This is a genomic window from Lysinibacillus sp. NPDC097162 (genome assembly GCF_044762185.1).
Lineage (GTDB): Bacteria > Bacillota > Bacilli > Bacillales_A > Planococcaceae > Lysinibacillus.
This window is the reverse complement of the sequence record NZ_JBIWDT010000006.1, coordinates 1-16,908: the sequence shown is the minus strand read 5'-3', so window position 1 is coordinate 16,908 and position 16,908 is coordinate 1. Positions and strand designations below refer to the sequence as shown.

The 16,908-nt window shown below is 36.6% G+C and carries 23 protein-coding genes and 1 pseudogene; 22 read left to right on the top strand and 2 right to left on the bottom strand.

Annotated elements, in window-relative coordinates; all coding sequences use genetic code 11:
• Positions 1–24 precede the first annotated feature (24 nt).
• From ACIQXW_RS19500 to ACIQXW_RS19400, 21 genes and pseudogenes are all read left to right on the top strand, one after another.
• Positions 25–678, top strand: a complete 654-nt coding sequence (locus ACIQXW_RS19500) for an adenylate kinase (RefSeq protein ID WP_340821776.1) — start codon at positions 25–27, stop codon at positions 676–678.
• A 249-nt stretch (positions 679–927) separates the two neighbouring features.
• Positions 928–1,005: pseudogene (locus ACIQXW_RS19495) on the top strand (type I methionyl aminopeptidase); the annotation flags it as partial.
• 88 nt (positions 1,006–1,093) lie between these two features.
• Positions 1,094–1,312 (top strand): translation initiation factor IF-1, encoded by a 219-nt coding sequence (gene infA, locus ACIQXW_RS19490; protein ID WP_004233690.1) that lies wholly within the window; start codon positions 1,094–1,096, stop codon positions 1,310–1,312.
• A gap of 37 nt (positions 1,313–1,349) precedes the next feature.
• The gene (gene rpmJ, locus ACIQXW_RS19485) at positions 1,350–1,463 is read left to right on the top strand and encodes a 50S ribosomal protein L36 (protein ID WP_000868344.1); all 114 of its coding nucleotides are present in this window, start codon (positions 1,350–1,352) and stop codon (positions 1,461–1,463) included.
• A gap of 24 nt (positions 1,464–1,487) precedes the next feature.
• A complete protein-coding gene (rpsM, locus tag ACIQXW_RS19480; protein WP_024364357.1) occupies positions 1,488–1,853 on the top strand; it encodes a 30S ribosomal protein S13 in 366 nt (121 codons plus the stop codon).
• Positions 1,854–1,878: 25 nt separating this feature from the next.
• The gene (rpsK, locus tag ACIQXW_RS19475; protein ID WP_004233731.1) at positions 1,879–2,268 is read left to right on the top strand and encodes a 30S ribosomal protein S11; all 390 of its coding nucleotides are present in this window, start codon (positions 1,879–1,881) and stop codon (positions 2,266–2,268) included.
• A 139-nt stretch (positions 2,269–2,407) separates the two neighbouring features.
• A complete protein-coding gene (locus ACIQXW_RS19470) occupies positions 2,408–3,352 on the top strand; it encodes a DNA-directed RNA polymerase subunit alpha (RefSeq protein WP_004233733.1) in 945 nt (314 codons plus the stop codon).
• A 56-nt stretch (positions 3,353–3,408) separates the two neighbouring features.
• On the top strand, positions 3,409–3,789 hold the full coding sequence (gene rplQ, locus ACIQXW_RS19465; protein WP_010860588.1) for a 50S ribosomal protein L17: 381 nt from the start codon (positions 3,409–3,411) through the stop codon (positions 3,787–3,789).
• Between the two features lie 385 nt (positions 3,790–4,174).
• Positions 4,175–5,020 (top strand): energy-coupling factor ABC transporter ATP-binding protein, encoded by an 846-nt coding sequence (locus ACIQXW_RS19460; RefSeq protein ID WP_340821777.1) that lies wholly within the window; start codon positions 4,175–4,177, stop codon positions 5,018–5,020.
• A complete protein-coding gene (locus ACIQXW_RS19455; protein WP_340821779.1) occupies positions 4,996–5,868 on the top strand; it encodes an energy-coupling factor ABC transporter ATP-binding protein in 873 nt (290 codons plus the stop codon). The genes ACIQXW_RS19460 and ACIQXW_RS19455 overlap by 25 nt, the downstream gene beginning before the upstream one ends.
• Positions 5,865–6,662, top strand: a complete 798-nt coding sequence (locus ACIQXW_RS19450) for an energy-coupling factor transporter transmembrane component T family protein (RefSeq protein WP_340821781.1) — start codon at positions 5,865–5,867, stop codon at positions 6,660–6,662. The genes ACIQXW_RS19455 and ACIQXW_RS19450 overlap by 4 nt, the downstream gene beginning before the upstream one ends.
• A gap of 12 nt (positions 6,663–6,674) precedes the next feature.
• A complete protein-coding gene (gene truA, locus ACIQXW_RS19445; RefSeq protein WP_402764846.1) occupies positions 6,675–7,415 on the top strand; it encodes a tRNA pseudouridine(38-40) synthase TruA in 741 nt (246 codons plus the stop codon).
• Positions 7,416–7,685: 270 nt separating this feature from the next.
• Positions 7,686–8,123 (top strand): 50S ribosomal protein L13, encoded by a 438-nt coding sequence (gene rplM / locus ACIQXW_RS19440; RefSeq protein ID WP_173479261.1) that lies wholly within the window; start codon positions 7,686–7,688, stop codon positions 8,121–8,123.
• 25 nt (positions 8,124–8,148) lie between these two features.
• Positions 8,149–8,541: a 30S ribosomal protein S9 gene (rpsI, locus tag ACIQXW_RS19435; RefSeq protein WP_004233744.1), complete on the top strand. Its 393-nt coding sequence runs from the start codon at positions 8,149–8,151 to the stop codon at positions 8,539–8,541.
• 1,269 nt (positions 8,542–9,810) lie between these two features.
• Complete coding sequence (locus tag ACIQXW_RS19430) at positions 9,811–10,344, top strand: S8 family peptidase (RefSeq protein ID WP_401021114.1); 534 nt, start codon at positions 9,811–9,813, stop codon at positions 10,342–10,344.
• Between the two features lie 123 nt (positions 10,345–10,467).
• A complete protein-coding gene (locus ACIQXW_RS19425) occupies positions 10,468–10,926 on the top strand; it encodes a YxiG family protein (protein ID WP_401021116.1) in 459 nt (152 codons plus the stop codon).
• Between the two features lie 39 nt (positions 10,927–10,965).
• Positions 10,966–11,412 (top strand): YxiG family protein, encoded by a 447-nt coding sequence (locus ACIQXW_RS19420; RefSeq protein ID WP_402764841.1) that lies wholly within the window; start codon positions 10,966–10,968, stop codon positions 11,410–11,412.
• A gap of 74 nt (positions 11,413–11,486) precedes the next feature.
• Positions 11,487–11,930, top strand: coding sequence for a YxiG family protein (locus ACIQXW_RS19415; protein WP_401021119.1), 444 nt, complete (start codon positions 11,487–11,489; stop codon positions 11,928–11,930).
• A 32-nt stretch (positions 11,931–11,962) separates the two neighbouring features.
• Complete coding sequence (locus ACIQXW_RS19410) at positions 11,963–12,439, top strand: YxiG family protein (RefSeq protein WP_402764838.1); 477 nt, start codon at positions 11,963–11,965, stop codon at positions 12,437–12,439.
• Positions 12,440–12,583: 144 nt separating this feature from the next.
• Positions 12,584–13,297: an N-acetylmuramoyl-L-alanine amidase gene (locus ACIQXW_RS19405; protein WP_340821793.1), complete on the top strand. Its 714-nt coding sequence runs from the start codon at positions 12,584–12,586 to the stop codon at positions 13,295–13,297.
• Positions 13,298–13,369: 72 nt separating this feature from the next.
• A complete protein-coding gene (locus ACIQXW_RS19400; protein ID WP_402764835.1) occupies positions 13,370–14,425 on the top strand; it encodes a P-loop NTPase in 1,056 nt (351 codons plus the stop codon).
• Positions 14,426–14,476: 51 nt separating this feature from the next.
• Here ACIQXW_RS19400 and gerD read toward each other — a convergent pair whose 3' ends face one another.
• A complete protein-coding gene (gene gerD / locus ACIQXW_RS19395) occupies positions 14,477–15,085 on the bottom strand; it encodes a spore germination lipoprotein GerD (RefSeq protein ID WP_340821796.1) in 609 nt (202 codons plus the stop codon).
• 151 nt (positions 15,086–15,236) lie between these two features.
• Here gerD and ACIQXW_RS19390 point away from each other — a divergent pair, with 151 nt between their 5' ends.
• Complete coding sequence (locus ACIQXW_RS19390; RefSeq protein ID WP_402764832.1) at positions 15,237–15,911, top strand: KinB-signaling pathway activation protein; 675 nt, start codon at positions 15,237–15,239, stop codon at positions 15,909–15,911.
• Between the two features lie 47 nt (positions 15,912–15,958).
• On the opposite strand, the gene ACIQXW_RS19385 is transcribed toward ACIQXW_RS19390, so the two are convergent.
• The gene (locus ACIQXW_RS19385) at positions 15,959–16,573 is read right to left on the bottom strand and encodes a hypothetical protein (RefSeq protein WP_402764829.1); all 615 of its coding nucleotides are present in this window, start codon (positions 16,571–16,573) and stop codon (positions 15,959–15,961) included.
• Between the last annotated feature and the right edge of the window lie 335 nt (positions 16,574–16,908).

The following is a 16,908-nucleotide window of genomic DNA, read 5'->3' as shown; positions in this document are numbered from 1 at the left end:
CCTTTTGTGGGAGGACTATTTCCGATGAATATCGTTTTAATGGGTCTGCCAGGTGCTGGTAAAGGTACACAGGCAGATAAAATTGTAGAGAAGTACGCAATTCCTCATATTTCTACAGGAGATATGTTCCGTGCCGCTATTAAAGATGGTACAGAACTAGGCTTACAGGCTAAATCGTTTATGGATCAAGGTGCTCTAGTACCTGATGAAGTAACGATTGGAATTGTTCGCGAGCGACTTGCTAAACCTGATTGTGAAAAGGGCTTCTTATTAGATGGATTCCCACGTACTGTTCCACAAGCTGAAGCATTAGATAGCATTTTAGCTGATCTTGGTAAAGCTATTGAGCATACGTTAAACATTCAAGTTGAAAAAGATGAGCTTATTGCTCGTTTATCAGGTCGTCGTATTTGTAAAACATGTGGTACATCTTATCATTTAATTTTCAATCCACCAGCTGTGGAAGGTAAATGTGATAAAGATGGCGGCGAACTTTACACACGTGCGGATGATAATCCTGAAACGGTTGCAAACCGTCTGGAAGTAAATATGAATCAAGCACAACCTTTGCTCAACTTCTATGAAGCAAAAGGTGTGTTAACAAATATTGATGGACAGCAAGATATTAATAAAGTGTTTGCTGATCTTGATGCTCTTTTACAGAGCAGCCGCAGCTGATACCCGGCTCCGGGCGCAGAATACTGCTTCCGCGGGAGGCATGCGGGAGCAACACCGAAACATAATTTTTTTGAGAGTTGCAAAAGCATATTGTGCCCGGTATATATTTCTTTTAAAAAGTGCAACATTACTTTTGGGAGAGTATAATGGGTTTCGTGGAAGCATCTGTGTAACGGGTATGAATATCTCATCAAAGACATTCCGGTATTCGTGTAAACATGGGAGATTCAGTGCCCAGACTGGTCCTGTATATTCCGTGGATTGTGTGAAGCGAAACCAGACGAGCGTCTTTCAAACATCTCTCATACAATCCAAACATATGTTGAAACGAGGTTGCTTCTATAGTTGCAGCAGATATCCGTTTGATGTAACGATGAGAACTTTAATTTGCATATAGAGAGGAGAGACAGAGTAGATGGCGAAAGATGATGTAATTGAAGTCGAAGGAACAGTTGTTGAGACTTTGCCAAACGCGATGTTTAAGGTAGAATTAGAAAATGGACATGTGATTTTAGCACACGTATCTGGTAAGATTCGTATGCACTTTATCCGTATTCTACCTGGAGATAAGGTTACTATCGAGTTATCTCCTTATGATTTAACTCGCGGTCGTATCACATACCGTTTTAAATAATCTTTTGCGCTCCGGACTATTAAGGAGGTTAGGTTAGATGAAAGTGAGACCATCTGTGAAACCGATCTGCGAAAAATGTAAAGTAATTCGCCGACGCGGTAAAGTAATGGTAATCTGTGAAAATCCTAAACACAAACAAAAACAAGGTTGATTCTAAAGGAGGTGCACAACGTACATGGCACGTATTGCTGGTGTTGACATTCCTCGCGACAAACGCGTGGTAATTTCATTAACTTACATTTACGGTATTGGTAAAACTACAGCTCAGAAAGTATTAGCTGGCGCAGGTATTTCAGAAGATACACGCGTACGCGACTTAACTGAAGATCAGTTAAACCTAATCCGTGAACAATTAGATTCTTACAAACTTGAAGGTGACTTACGTCGCGAAACTTCATTAAATATTAAACGTCTGATGGAAATCGGTTCATTCCGTGGTATCCGTCACCGTCGTGGTTTACCTGTTCGTGGTCAAAATACGAAGAACAATGCGCGTACGCGTAAAGGTCCTCGTAAAACAGTTGCGAACAAGAAAAAATAATACGTAAAGGAGGTTCCTTCTTAACATGGCTCGTAAACAACAAACTCGTAAACGTCGTGTGAAAAAGAATATCGAATCTGGTATTGCACACATTCGTTCTACATTTAACAATACAATTGTAACGATTACAGATATGCAAGGTAACGCTGTATCTTGGTCAAGTGCTGGTGCTCTTGGTTTCCGTGGTTCACGTAAATCTACACCATTCGCTGCACAAATGGCTGCAGAAACTGCTGCTAAAACATCCCTTGAACATGGTCTGAAAACGTTGGAAGTAACTGTTAAAGGTCCTGGTGCTGGTCGTGAAGCTGCAATTCGTGCACTTCAAGCTGCTGGTTTAGAAGTAACTGCTATTAAAGACGTTACTCCAGTTCCTCACAATGGTTGCCGTCCGCCAAAACGTCGTCGCGTGTAATGGGTGCGTCTCATATTGTATGAGAACATCATTTTTTGTACAGACTGTCTTGTGCAGATATTAAACGATACGTCAATGACGATCGAATCTATGATGGAAAGAACCTATACATTCGATGTTTTGAAGGAGGGTAAATGAAATGATCGAAATTGAAAAACCAAAGATTGAAACGGTGGAGATCAGCGAAGATTCCAAATATGGAAAGTTTGTTGTAGAACCGCTTGAACGCGGATATGGAAACACTTTGGGTAATTCTTTACGTCGTATCCTTCTGTCTTCATTACCAGGAGCTGCTGTCACTTCAATCCAAATTGATGGTGTACTTCACGAATTCTCTACTGTAGAAGGCGTTGTAGAAGATGTAGCTTCAATTATTTTGAACGTGAAAAAGCTTGCTCTTAAAATCTACTCTGACGAAGAAAAAGTTATTGAGATTGATGTAAAGGGCGATGGTACAGTTACGGCTGCTGACATTACACATGACAGTGACGTAGAAATTTTAAACCCAGATCTATATATTGCAACAATCGCTAAAAACGGTCATTTACGTATGCGTATGTACGCTCAACGCGGCCGTGGTTACACTCCTGCTGATCAAAACAAACGTGAGGATCTTCCTATCGGCGTGATCCCGATCGACTCTATTTACACTCCAGTATCACGCGTCAATTTCCAAGTGGAAAATACTCGTGTAGGTCAGTCTTCTGACTACGATAAACTTTCTCTTGATGTGTGGACAGATGGTAGCATCGGTCCGAAAGAGGCGATTTCGCTCGGAGCAAAAATTTTAACCGAGCATCTAAACATCTTCGTTGGCATGACAGATGAGGCACAAACTGCTGAAATCATGGTCGAAAAAGAAGAAGATCAAAAAGAAAAAGTTTTAGAGATGACTATTGAAGAACTTGATCTTTCTGTTCGTTCTTACAACTGCTTAAAACGCGCTGGTATTAATACAGTACTAGAACTTGCGAATAAGTCAGAAGACGACATGATGAAAGTTCGTAACCTTGGACGTAAGTCATTAGAAGAGGTAAAAGCGAAGTTAGAAGAGCTTGGTTTAGGGTTACGCAAAGAAGACTAAGCGATTTAAACAAAACTTATAAGATCAGATATTTTTTATAAAGGAGGGAAACATCCATGGGTTACAGAAAACTTGGTCGTACAAGTTCTCAACGTAAAGCGATGTTACGTGACTTAGCTACTGATTTAATCATCAACGAGCGTATCGAAACTACTGAGGCTCGCGCTAAAGAAGTACGTAAAGCTGTTGAAAAAATGATTACTTTAGGTAAACGCGGAGATTTACATGCACGCCGTCAAGCTGCTGCATTCATCCGTCGTGAACTAGTAACAACTACTGACGAAGAAGGTAACGAAACAACTTCATTTGCGCTACAAAAGCTATTTGATGATGTTGCACCACGTTACGCAGAACGTCAAGGTGGTTACACTCGTATTCTTAAAGTAGGTCCTCGTCGTGGTGACGGTGCACCTGTTGTTGTGATTGAATTAGTTTAATCATAAGAGAAAACAAGTGGTGAAGAGGGTGGAACCACCACCCTCTTTCTTTATAAAACGATTTATACGACAAATAATTAAGCTGAGCGTTATGATGAGCGGGCACTTTAGTGTGGCGTCTCGTTTAGCTCTCCGCACCTCATTCAAAAGAAGCAAGGGCTTGAGCACCCGTGTTTCTTGTAAATGTAACGACTAGCGCATTTCTATCGAATGAGGTGCGCGCTTTTTTATTATTAACAGCGCCAATTGATGGTGCTTTTTTTAATATATAGGAATAAGCGCTTAGGCACTTTTCTTATACCGACATATTGATTGTGGTAGAATTCATACATAAAAAAGTGTAAGTTAGTTAGTATAGCTGAGCATGTAGAGAGGAGTTCTAGAAATGCCCGAAATTTTATCGTTAAATAATGTGACGTTTTCATATACACCTGAAGATCCAGAGCTGCGAAATGCTGTCGAAAATGTAAGCTTCGCCGTACAGGAAGGTGAATGGATAGCTATAGTTGGCCATAATGGTTCTGGTAAATCAACGATAGCCAAACTAATGAATGGTTTACTATTCCCGCAACAGGGAGATGTACGTATATTACGAGAAGTATTAAATGAAGATAATCTGTGGGAATGTCGCTCGCAAATGGGGATGGTTTTTCAAAATCCAGACAATCAATTTGTAGGAGCTACAGTACAAGATGATGTTGCCTTTGCTCTTGAAAATAACGGCATACCGTTTGAAGAGATGGTAAAGCGTGTACATGCATCACTAGAACAAGTAAAGATGAGCAGTTTTTTGGATCATGAGCCACATCATTTATCAGGTGGACAGAAGCAACGCGTCGCTATCGCAGGAGCATTAGCTTTGAAGCCAAAGTTGCTCATTTTAGATGAGGCAACATCTATGTTAGATCCACAAGGACGTATAGAGGTTTTACAAACTGTACAAACATTACGTGCAGAAACAGGGCTAACAGTTTTATCGATTACACACGATTTAGAAGAAGCCATGTTGGCGGATCGTATACTTTTCATGAATGATGGCAAAAAGTTTGCAGAAGGCCCACCTGCTGAAATTTTTTCGCTGGGGGACAAGTTAACGGAGTTAGGTCTTGATCTACCGTTTGCCATGAAGTTATCAAAGTTATTGCAAAAGGAAGGTGTTCCGTTAATGGGACAACATATGACAGAAGAAGAGTTGGTGAATGATTTATGGACATCAAACTTCAACAAGTAAGCTATGCATACTCTCAAGGAACACCTTTTGAAAAACGTGCGTTATTCGATGTGGACTTTGAGATTCCATCTCACACGTATCAAGCGATTATTGGCCATACGGGGTCCGGTAAATCGACTATTCTTCAGCATTTTAATGCACTCCTAAAGCCAACATCAGGCAAGGTGCAAATAGGAGAGCGCACAGTGGAAGCTGGTAAAAAGGCAAAGAATTTAAAGGCAGTTCGTCAACGTGTAGGTATTGTTTTTCAATTTCCAGAGCATCAGCTGTTTGAAGAAACGGTATTAAAGGATATTATGTTCGGGCCTATGAATTTTGGTGTCTCACAGAAAGAAGCCGAGATACGTGCTAGAGAGCTTGTCCGATTAGTTGGATTGCCTGAAAATGTACTCGACAAATCACCATTTGATCTATCGGGTGGACAAATGCGACGTGTAGCAATTGCGGGTGTATTGGCAATGGAGCCAGAGGTGATTGTTTTAGACGAACCAACAGCTGGGCTAGATCCTCGTGGACAAAAAGAAATTATGGATATGTTTTATGCATTACATCAGGAGCGTAGTTTAACGACGATTCTCGTTACGCATAGTATGGAGGATGCAGCTCGTTATGCTGACAATATCGTCATTATGCATGAGGGGAAAAATGTCTTGAGTGGAACACCACGTGATATTTTTAAGGATGTTGAGACATTAAAGCAATTTCGTTTAGAGCCACCACGTATTGTACGCTTCCAACAAAAGGTTGAAAAGATGATCAATACACCTCTAGCAAAGGTATGTTTAACAGAAGAGGAGCTAGCGATTGAAATGGCTCGATTATTGAGAGAGGAGCGTGCAGAGTCATGATGGAGAAGATGATTTTCGGGCGCTTCCTGCCAGGAGATTCTCCTGTTCATAAGCTTGACCCACGATCTAAACTCGTATTCGTTTTTGCATTTATCATTATTGTATTTTTAGCTAATAATACAATAACATATGCAATGCTATTAGCTTTTACGTTACTCATTGTTTTAGTGTCACGTATACGCTTGTACTTTTTAATAAATGGTTTGAAGCCTGTTCTCTTTTTAATGGCGTTTACTTTCTTGCTACATATCTTTATGACGAAGGAAGGCGACCTATTATTTCATTGGAAATTTATCTCCATCTACGAGGGCGGCGTTCGCCAAGGGATTTATATTTCAACGCGTTTCCTAGTTTTAGTGTTTATGACGTCTATTTTAACACTGACAACATCTCCGATTTCCATTACAGATGGGATTGAGGTGTTGCTAAATCCATTGAAAAAAATAAAAGTACCTGTTCATGAGCTAGCACTAATGATGTCTATTTCACTGCGCTTTATTCCAACTTTGATGGATGAGACAGATAAGATTATGAAGGCGCAAATGGCGCGTGGTTCTGATCTATCTTCAGGACCGATAAAAGACCGCATTAAAGCGGTTGTTCCACTGTTAGTCCCACTCTTTGTAAGTGCTTTTAAACGTGCAGAGGACTTAGCGACTGCAATGGAGGTTCGAGGTTATCGTGGCGGTGAAGGACGTACGCGCTATCGTAAGCTGAAGTGGGATATAGGTGATACATTTGCGCTTGCCTTATTAGTAGCAATGGCTGTTTTATTATTTTTCTATAGAAGTTAAAGGAGTAGCTTTATGCGACGATTAAAAGCAATTATTAGTTATGATGGAACGCAATTTTCTGGTTATCAAGTGCAACCAGGAGAGCGTACAGTACAAGCAGAAGTTGAGCGTGTACTTGCTGTTATGCATAAAGGTAACAAGGTTAAAGTAACGGCAAGTGGTCGCACTGATGCAAGAGTACATGCAACTGGACAAACACTGCATTTTGATACGCCGCTTGCAATACCAGTAGAAAAATATATGAAGGCGTTAAATGTCCAGCTTCCAAGAGATATCCGTGTATTATCGATAGAGGAAGTAGCAGATGATTTTCATGCGCGTTATAGTGTAACAGGAAAACGCTATCGCTATATATGGTCTTGTGAGCCTGTACAAAGCCCGTTCCGTAGACATTACACAGTAGAGACTAATGGTGTGAAACCAGACGTGAAAGCGATGCAGGAGGCTGCAAGTGCTATTATCGGGACACATGACTTCTCATGCTTTTGCGCGGCGAATACTAGTGTGCAAAATAAAGTGCGAACAGTAAACGCACTTCAATTTGAGTGGCATGGTGAAGAGCTACATATGGTCATTGAAGGTAGTGGCTTCTTATACAATATGGTACGCATCATTGCCGGCACTTTATGGGAAGTCGGCATAGGGCGCAGAGAAGTGGGAAATGTCGAGACCGTTGTTGCATCGATGGATCGCGACAAGGCTGGCAAAACTGCGCCACCACAAGGTTTATACCTTGAAAAAGTATTCTATTAGGGCAAAATGTTTAAAAGAATATTGTATGTTTTCTAAGAGCGGATTTTCGCTTTAAATGGAACAATATATGAGGGGCAAAATGCCAATGCAAATGCCAAACGTTACCCTGTACAACTTCACCAGGTGTTTAATGAAATTGCTTGACTTTAAAAGCCATTCATTATATGATAACAGATGGTATTTTCATTACCACCACAAAATAAGCCCCGAAACTTATAGTGTAGACTAATGAAAAATAACGGTAATCGAATCGATTAGGAGGATATATACATGCGTACAACATTCATGGCTAAAGGTCACGAAGTAGACCGTAAATGGTTAGTAGTTGATGCAGAAGGCCAAACTCTTGGACGTTTAGCTTCTGAAGTAGCTGCAATCTTACGTGGTAAACATAAACCAACATTCACACCAAACGTTGACACAGGTGATCACGTAATCATCATCAACGCTGACAAAATCCATTTAACTGGTAACAAATTAGAGGGTAAACTTTACCGTCACCATACTCAATTTGCGGGTGGTTTAAAAACTCGTACTGCTGGTGAAATGTTAGAAAAGTACCCAACACGTATGATCGAATTAGCTATTAAAGGGATGCTTCCTAAAAACTCTTTAGGTCGTAAAATGTTCGGTAAACTTAACGTTTACACTGGAACTGAGCACCCACATGCTGCACAAAAACCAGAAGCTTATGAGCTTCGCGGATAATATAAATTAAGAGGAGGATATTACTTTGGCACAAGTTCAATACATCGGCACTGGTCGCCGTAAAAGCTCTGTAGCTCGTGTACGTTTAGTACCAGGTACAGGTAAAATTGTTATCAACAAACGTGAAATCGAAGAATACGTACCATTCGCTGCATTACGTGAAGTAATTAAACAACCATTAGTAGCTACTGAAACTACAGGAAGCTATGACATCCACGTAAACGTTAACGGTGGTGGATATACTGGTCAAGCTGGAGCTGTACGTCATGGTATCGCTCGTGCTCTACTTCAAGTAGACCCAGATTTCCGTGCTGCACTTAAATCAGCTGGATTACTTACTCGTGATTCACGCATGAAAGAACGTAAAAAACCAGGTCTACGCGGCGCTCGTCGTGCACCTCAGTTCTCAAAACGTTAATCAACCGATTATATACGTTTTCAAAACCCTTTCCCACTTTTGTGGGGAGGGTTTTTTTTTTGTTTTTAATGAAGTTCACTTATTAAAAATATTGAAAATTCTTTGCAGTTTTTAGTAAAATTTTTAAAAAAGAATATTAGATGCGAAGGGTATTTAGAGATTTAAAATTACATAACAAAGGATGTGTAAGTTTCTTATGGATATGGAAAGGAAGCAAGACCTTGCTTTCAAGTTTATTCTCGCCTACTTTATTGTTTTCATTATCTTAAAAGAAATATTTACTTTTTCAAGGCTGGTTAATTATGCTGTACCCATCATTGGATTCCTCATCGCAGCATTTTTACGTTATAAATTGATTGTAAAAAATCGGAATAAATCCTAAGAATTAAAGCTTACGTATGGTCACCTCTTTTTAATATCATTATTTATGAATCTCTGCATCTACTAACTAGAAAATAATAAGGAATATGCAAAGGATGTGTAAACATTCTAATGAATATGGAAAAGAAGCGAGACATTGCAGCAAAGTGTTTACTAGTAAGCTTTGTTATTTTTAATTTCTTAACTACTGAAATTTTTGCTACTTCAAAACAGTTTAGATTTACAGGCTACTTCATTGGTTTCCTTATTGCTATATTCTTACGTTATAAATTTAAAGATAAAAAATCGGAATAACTTTTATGTAATATAATCTTTGGAAAAAATTCTAAAAATATTGATAAATCATATATTTTTTTGTAAAATCTAAAAAAAAAATGATTGATACTATATTTTTATAAAGTTAAAAATTATGATTACATAAAATTAGCTAGATTTTAAATCAATTGATAAATAGAAAAACTAAAAATAGTGGGTGGTGATTTTAAAACAATACTGTAACAAAAATTATTTACTAGACCCTCGTAGTGCATCTGGATTTGCTTAAAACACTGATTGAACAACCTCTTAATTTAAAAGAATCAAAAATATAAAAATCTAAGATTCGAGTCGCTTTATCCTTTAGATTTAAAACTTACGAACAATCCACTTTAGAGAAACATCAATCTTTCATTACCATACTAAGAAATTTCATTCGCTCTCTATGAACAAATCTACCATTAGCCTTGTTACAACATCTAAATATGGTCATGCTAATTTATAGATTTGAGATTTGAGATTTGAATTATGTGACTATTAACGGTTGAACTGATGTCCTTGAAACAAGTTTAACTTTTTTTATATGCAAAATATTGATTCTAAAATTAATAGAGGAAAGAGGTATTTAATAATATGCTTAAAAAGCAAGACGTCCTCTTTTTATTTTTAATGGTATTAATAATTTTAGGTTGTGAATATTTCAAAGAAAATGAAACTTCATTAGAGGATAAAAAAGTAAAAGTCGGCATTATTGATAGTGGTATTTTTGTCCAACATGAATTGTTTGAAAATTTGAATTTATGTAATTACGATATTTTAGAAAAAAAGGAAGTGGATAATCCAATTGATTTATTGGGGCATGGTACTGCGGTTACATCAGTTATAGTTAATAACTTAGAATTAGAAGAACAAAAGAATATTCAATTCTTTAATATTGTTTATTTAAATGAAAATGGGAAGGGGGAAATAGAATACTTTGTTGATGCGGTTGAATGGGCTATTACAAAAGAAATAGATGTTCTTAATTTAAGTATTGGTTTCCAAAGTTATCATTCAGAAATAGAAAGAGTAGTAAAGAAAGCTTTAGATTCTGGAATGATTATTATTAGTTCTGCAGGTAATAATTTAGGGTTTAATAGATCCTTATTGGCGTATGTCAGTAGGTAGTAAATCAATAGATATAAATGGTAACTTTGAAAGTAAAAAAGAAAAAACACATATTAAGTTAGACGAATCTTCACCTGCTACAATTATTAAACTAATAAAAAAATTCAAAAAATAGGAGATAATATGGAAAGAAACAAAATGATTGAAGAAATTGAAAAGCTTTTATTTAAACAAGCCGAGTTCGGGAGAGTATATAAATTTAATATTGATTATTTCGAAAAAACTGTGAGATTAGTAGTGCTGGGTGTTAGCGGAAGACAAATTGAAAAAACAATGATTTTATTTGAACAAGTGCTTTCACTATACATGTGTCAGTTTGACGAAGCAGAAGGGATTCGTTTAAATGAACTAGGATATGGAGATGATGTATTGTTATCAGAAATAGGCTATCATCCTAATGGATTCGGTAAAATTAAATTGGACAGAATAGATTTAAAATCAAATATAATAAAAGAAAATGTAGCTGATACAAACTTTTATTTTCAATTAAACGACAAAGATTATTTCTTTCTTGAAGCGAATCGCTTAGTAATCAATGATAAAGAGTTTAATAATCTTTTAAAGTTTAAAAAGGATACTTGAGCTAAAAATATTTAAAATTGATTGTAGTGTGGAGATACTATGACGAGAGAAAAAATGATTGAAGAAATAGAGACACTTTTATTTACAGAAGCAGAGTTTGGAAGGCTTTTTGATGTTCAAATCGATTATTTAAAGGAAACGATAAGATTAGATGTGCTTAGTACAAGCAGAAAACGCATTAAAAAGACCATTCTATTATTTGAACAAGTACTTTCTGTGTACGTGTGTAATTCTGAGGATGCAGAGGGCTTTCGTTTAAAAGAGCTGAATGATAAGGACGAAGCATTATTATCAGAAATCAGCTACCACCCATATGGATTTGGCAAAATTATAGTGGAGACTATAAATGCAAAATTAAAAGGTATTAAAGAAATTACTTCAAATACCAATTTTTATTTCCAAGTAAACAATAAAGATTATTTCTTTTTGGAAGCCAATCGTTTAGTCATCAATAATAAAGTGTTTAATAATTTGTTAGTACTTTAAAAAGAGGTTAAATTAGATGTAGGAAGTTTAAATTGATTTCAATAATTTAGTAAAAATAAGAGTAGGGATAGATTATGAAGCGGGAGAAAATAATTGAAGAAATAGAGTCACTTTTATTTACACAAGCTGAGTTCGGTATAGTTGTTGATATTAATATAGATTATTTTGAAGACAATGTGAAATTAATTGTGGTTAGTTTAGGTGAAAAGCTAATTGAAAAAACAGTTATATTATTTGAACAAGTACTTTCTTTGTACATGTGTAAGTCTGATGATGCAGAGGGATTTCGTTTAAATGAGCTTGGTTATGGGGATGATATATTGTTGTCAGAAATCAGCTACCACCCATATGGCTTCGGTAAAATTAAAGCTGAGAACATAAATGCCAACTTAAAAGATATCGAAATTACTTCAAATACCAATTTTTATTTCCAAGTAAACAATAAAGATTATTTCTTTTTGGAAGCCAATCGTTTAGTAATCAATAATAAAGTGTTTAATAATTTGTTAGTTCCTTAAAAACGTGAATTCTTTTAAGTGAAGGAGATATTATGGAACAAGAAAAAATAATGGAAGAAATTCAAATGCTTTTATCGGAAGAAGTAGAGTTCGGTGTCGTGATGAATGTAGATATAGGTTATTTTGGAGAAACCGTTAAATTAGTTGTCGCTAAAAAATACAAACAAGAAGTTTTGAAAAAGATCGTATTCTTTGAACAAGTACTGTCTTTCTACATGTGTCAGCTCAAAGATATAGAGGGCATTCGTTTAAATGACTACGATTACGGGGATGAGTTATTGCTAACAGATATTAGCTATCATCCAGATGGCTTGGACAAAATTACAATCGAAAGTTTGGATCCCGAATTAAAAGGCATTGAAGAAATTTCATCTACTACAAATTTTAGCTTCCACATTAACAATAAAGATTGTTTCTTTATAGAAGCAAATCGTTTAATTATTGAGGGCAAGGTGTTTAAAGATTTAATCGCGCCAGAACATGAGCTGAAATGGGAAGATGAAAGTTAATTGACTAGAAGCTGTGCGTGGAGCGTACCGAAACATAAATCATACATTTTAAACTCTCAAGAAGCTTGGGAGTTTTTTTGTTTACTTTCTAGCATAGTTCCACCATGAACTTCGTACACTATCTATAAAGGGTGGTGGATATGGGTGAAGCGCTGGCTTGCACTAGGAGTAATTATGCTGATGAGTATAGTGGTCGTGGCATATGAAACGAATGCTTCGGACCGCAACTTCTTCTTACCTGACCCACTAGGTGGCATAAAAATTGTCATCGATGCGGGACACGGTGGTCAGGATGGAGGTGCTTCAAAGGGCGAAGTAATTGAAAAGGAAATTACACTTGCAATTGCTCAGCATGTGGAGAAGCAATTAAAGAAGAAGGGCGCTACGGTCGTGATGACACGTACAAAGGATGGAGATGTTATTGAAGAACATGCGCCATCAGAAAAATTTGGTACATTGAGGGAACGAAAAAAGCAGGATATCTTTTTACGAAAGGATATTGTTGCAAAAGAACAACCAGATATTTTTATAACAATTCACGCTAATGCAATTCCTGAAACAAAGTGGCGTGGAGCGCAGGTGTTTTATCATAAAGAAGGACATGCTGATGGGGAATTGCTAGCGAAGAGCATTCAGCAATCTATTCGAACGAACTTACAAAATACGGATCGGGAAGCATTATCGATTAAACAAATCTACTTGTTGAAAAAGGCGGAAGTACCAGCTGCGTTAGTGGAGACTGGATTTATCAGTAATGATGAGGAACGTGCACTATTAGTCGATAAAAAATATCAAGAGAAAATGGCAACTGCTATCGTTGAAGGTATTGAAGACTACTTACTTGGGAAAATTGAATAGAGCAACAGCTGCTATGTAAATCAGAGCATTATGATATACTAACATTGACAGAAAATAAGGGGAGTGTTCGTCGTGATAACTGAACAACAAGTACGAGAAAAACTGGGACAACTACAAGATCCATTTTTACATAAAACCTTAGCAGAAACAGACGGTATTACGAATGTATCAATTAAAGAAGAAAAAAATCATGTGAGTGTGAAAATTGCTATTGCTAAAACAAATACACCTGAACAAATGCAGCTTCAAATGAAAATTGTGGATGTATTAAAAGAAGCGGGCGCTAACACTGTTGGTATTCGTTTTGAAGAGTTATCGACAGAAAAACTGCAAAGCTTCCGTGGAACAGCAACAGAAGCAGAAGCACAAGATATTTTATCACCACTAAGCACAGTGCAGGTAATTTCAATTGCATCTGGTAAAGGTGGCGTAGGGAAATCTACAGTATCTGTTAACTTAGCGGTTGCTTTAGCACGCCTTGGTAAAAAAGTAGGCTTAATTGATGCCGACATTTATGGATTCAGTGTGCCCGATATGATGGGTGTTACAGATATGCCGAAAGTAGTGGATAATCGTATTTACCCTGTTGACCGTTTTGGTGTAAAAGTGATTTCAATGGGATTCTTTGTTGAGAATAACGCACCAATCGTTTGGCGTGGGCCAATGCTTGGAAAGGTATTAGATCAATTTTTCCGTGATGTAGAATGGGGAGAACTGGATTACCTTCTATTAGATTTACCACCAGGAACAGGCGACGTCGCTTTAGATATTCATCAAATGTTACCTTCTTCAAAAGAAATTGTTGTGACAACGCCTCATCCAACAGCAGCATTCGTTGCAGCTCGTGCAGGTGCAATGGCTCTACAAACAGAACATGAGATTCTAGGCGTTATTGAAAATATGGCATGGTTTGAGTCAAAATCAGGGGAACGTGAATTTGTATTTGGCCAAGGTGGCGGTGCAAAATTAACTGAAGAACTTCGTACAGAGCTACTTGGACAAATTCCACTAGGTCAGCCAGATTGGACTGATGAAGATTTCGCGCCTTCTGTGTATGCCGAAAATCATTCTACAGGACAAACTTATTTAAATATTGCTTCGAAAATCATTGAAAAATTAAATAAATAATCAAAAAGGATTTCCTCAGCTATTCGAGGAAATCCTTTTTGTTTTGTGAAGTTATTTGCTTTTGTCATCCTTATTTGCGCTGCCATCACTTTCACCGCTAGCCTCTTTTTTACTATCGCTTTCCGATGAAGTACTTTCACCGCTTTTTTTGATAAGCTCCAGCCATTTCGCTTGCATTAGTGGACTTTCAATCGTTTCCTTTACGACTTCTTCCATTTGCTTGCGAAGATTGGATGATTTTAAAATCGTCTCCATTTGCTTTTGCATATCAGGTTGACCAAAGAATGACTCCATATCCTTTTGGAATGTCGGATCTTTCATTAGTTCCTTCATAATATCCGATTGCTGTTTTTGCATACTTTTGGCTACAGTTTCTTTGAACTTTGGATCTTCAAATGTCTTTTTCCAAAAATCCTCAGCTTCTTTTGAAAGCAAAGTCTCTTCTGTCGCCTTTTTCACTTCATCATGTTCTAATATCAATAATTCACGAAAACTCGGTTCCTCTAGAAGCTGTCGTAACGCCTTTTTACCATCCTCTGTTTGTAGAGAGTCAATCATAATTTTTTTTATCTCATCATAAGACATGGTAGAGGTTTTATCTTGTTGAGAGCAGGCAGCAAGAAAAAGCGTCAAAATCAGTAATAAAGTCAATTTTCGCATTAAACATCAGTCCTTTCTATAGATAGACTCTTTCAATTATTGTTCACATTTATGATGACTTTATGTATAGCTTGCGAAGAGAAATAGCTTTTTTAACAATGCATTGTTAAAATGATTACAGATATATGAAGAAATTGGGGGACTTTGAGTTGTGACGATACGAAATTGGGCAAAGTTTTTCTTCTTTGCAATGCTCGTTGGTGGCGTAGTCAACGGAATTTTTAGTTTGTTTATTCGATGGAGCTTCTTTCAACCATATGTAGCAAATGGTCAATGGGGTGAATTTTTAGCAGGGATTTTATGGATGGTATTCCTAGGGTTTACGATGAGTGTTATCGCACAGGCAGGCTTTTTTGCTTATTTAACGCTCCATCAGGTAGGTGTTAACGTCTTTAGAACACTGACATTATGGAATTGGGTACAGCTATTATTAATTGTTATTACCATTTTTGATATTGTGTTCTTCCGTTTTGTACCTGGTATAAAGGATGGACAAAGCTGGGTATTTTATTTAGGTTTGTTAATTGTATTAATTTTCGCTTCAATTGCTACAGCTGTACAAAAAGTTAAAATGACAGGAAAAAAACATGTTCTAGTGTCTGCATTATTTTTTATGATTGTTGTTACAACATTAGAGTGGACAATCGCATTAATGGGGCGCGATGAAAATATTAACGAATATGTTGCATTATTGTTATTCCCATTACTAGCTGTAAATGCATATCAATTATTAGTATTACCAAAATACAACGCAAAATCCGATGAAGATCGCAAAAAATTAGAAGAACGACGTAAAGCGCGACTTAATCAGGCAAAAAATGCATAGTTAACGTGGAAAATGAGTAGCCTCACATATAGATGAGGCTACTTTTATTATGGGGTTTTTTTTGATTGTACTGAGTAACCGAATATATTTTCTTCAATCGACATAAATTTATTTTGTTGCAATAATGTATTTAACTCTTTAAAAGTGACCTTAGTGTCTTGATGTAAAGGAAGAAATAAAAAATCTCCTTTTTGTAATTCGGGCGTTTTTTCTCCTTGCCAAATGAGTGAAGGAGAAAGAATATTTATTTGTTTTTGAAATAAGCTTTTTTGTAAATCCTGAGAATACTGATGATTTCGTGTAGCAAACCAAAGTGGTGTTGTCTTTAAATATTTTTCATAAGTACCAACATCTTTTTGCAGCAATGCAATATCAATTGGTTCTTCTACTGAATCCTCGGGACCTAGTAATCCTGTGGGCAGTTTTCTTTCTTGTATTACTTTTAGATGCTCAGGTGATCGTTCAATCCATGCCGCATCTAAAAGAAGAAGCGGATAAGGTGCTTTTACATTTTTAAGCCAATCTAAAAGTTTATCATCAGAAAAGGAAATTTCGACAATAAGCGAAGTGCCATAATGCCCTTTTGTTACAACCGTCGGTGCATTAGCAATATTAAATACAGAAATCATCGTAGAATTTATTGGTTTAATAAAGATAAACAATATTACTATGACCACTAGTGATATCAACGTTTTACGAAGCATATTAAAAACCCCATTTCTATAAATTTAAACATAAAAATAAACTCCTTAAAAAAACTTATGATTTTATGTTGACTTTCATGATTAATCGATGTTATTATGTATAAGTCGCCAAGAGATGACGCGACAAACGAAACAAAATGAACCTTGAAAACTGAACAAGCAAAACGTAATCAATATAGTTTTTATTAACTAACATATGTTAGTGAACGAAACAAAATTTTGGACATCAAAATTGATGCCAGCAAAACAATTTGAGCTAATCAAATTTCTTTTATGGAGAGTTTGATCCTGGC

Coding starts and splice junctions, on each gene's coding strand:
- ACIQXW_RS19500 (WP_340821776.1), top strand. CDS start 25: ATGAATATCGTTTTAATGGGTCTGCCAGGTGCTGGTAAAGGTACACAG.
- infA (WP_004233690.1), top strand. CDS start 1,094: ATGGCGAAAGATGATGTAATTGAAGTCGAAGGAACAGTTGTTGAGACT.
- rpmJ (WP_000868344.1), top strand. CDS start 1,350: ATGAAAGTGAGACCATCTGTGAAACCGATCTGCGAAAAATGTAAAGTA.
- rpsM (WP_024364357.1), top strand. CDS start 1,488: ATGGCACGTATTGCTGGTGTTGACATTCCTCGCGACAAACGCGTGGTA.
- rpsK (WP_004233731.1), top strand. CDS start 1,879: ATGGCTCGTAAACAACAAACTCGTAAACGTCGTGTGAAAAAGAATATC.
- ACIQXW_RS19470 (WP_004233733.1), top strand. CDS start 2,408: ATGATCGAAATTGAAAAACCAAAGATTGAAACGGTGGAGATCAGCGAA.
- rplQ (WP_010860588.1), top strand. CDS start 3,409: ATGGGTTACAGAAAACTTGGTCGTACAAGTTCTCAACGTAAAGCGATG.
- ACIQXW_RS19460 (WP_340821777.1), top strand. CDS start 4,175: ATGCCCGAAATTTTATCGTTAAATAATGTGACGTTTTCATATACACCT.
- ACIQXW_RS19455 (WP_340821779.1), top strand. CDS start 4,996: ATGGACATCAAACTTCAACAAGTAAGCTATGCATACTCTCAAGGAACA.
- ACIQXW_RS19450 (WP_340821781.1), top strand. CDS start 5,865: ATGATGGAGAAGATGATTTTCGGGCGCTTCCTGCCAGGAGATTCTCCT.
- truA (WP_402764846.1), top strand. CDS start 6,675: ATGCGACGATTAAAAGCAATTATTAGTTATGATGGAACGCAATTTTCT.
- rplM (WP_173479261.1), top strand. CDS start 7,686: ATGCGTACAACATTCATGGCTAAAGGTCACGAAGTAGACCGTAAATGG.
- ACIQXW_RS19430 (WP_401021114.1), top strand. CDS start 9,811: ATGCTTAAAAAGCAAGACGTCCTCTTTTTATTTTTAATGGTATTAATA.
- ACIQXW_RS19425 (WP_401021116.1), top strand. CDS start 10,468: ATGGAAAGAAACAAAATGATTGAAGAAATTGAAAAGCTTTTATTTAAA.
- ACIQXW_RS19420 (WP_402764841.1), top strand. CDS start 10,966: ATGACGAGAGAAAAAATGATTGAAGAAATAGAGACACTTTTATTTACA.
- ACIQXW_RS19415 (WP_401021119.1), top strand. CDS start 11,487: ATGAAGCGGGAGAAAATAATTGAAGAAATAGAGTCACTTTTATTTACA.
- ACIQXW_RS19410 (WP_402764838.1), top strand. CDS start 11,963: ATGGAACAAGAAAAAATAATGGAAGAAATTCAAATGCTTTTATCGGAA.
- gerD (WP_340821796.1), bottom strand. CDS start 15,085: ATGCGAAAATTGACTTTATTACTGATTTTGACGCTTTTTCTTGCTGCC.